Genomic DNA, 265 nt, shown 5'->3' on the forward strand with positions numbered 1-265 from the left:
TGCCTCACTCGGCGTGCGGGTCGACGAAGGCTGGGACGTTATCGCCGCCCGGCTCAAGAAGATCGTGGAGCGGTTCCCCGACAAGCACGCCTTCGAAGAGCGCGTGCGCTGGGAGAAGGTCAACATCGTCGTCGACGGAAACGTGGCCTGGATGACTTTCGACCAGATCGGCAGTGATACGGGCGAAGACCGCAAACGTCAGCTCCGGATTCTCCACCGGATCGGCGGCGACTGGAAGATCGGTTGCATGGTGATGATGGAGAGC

At 61.9% G+C, this 265-nt stretch carries 1 pseudogene; it reads left to right on the forward strand.

Annotated features, from left to right (window positions below):
* Positions 1 to 265: pseudogene (locus E5W70_RS29975) on the forward strand (LuxR family transcriptional regulator); the annotation flags it as partial.

The organism is Mesorhizobium sp. (assembly GCF_005063415.1).
GTDB lineage: Bacteria > Pseudomonadota > Alphaproteobacteria > Rhizobiales > Rhizobiaceae > Mesorhizobium.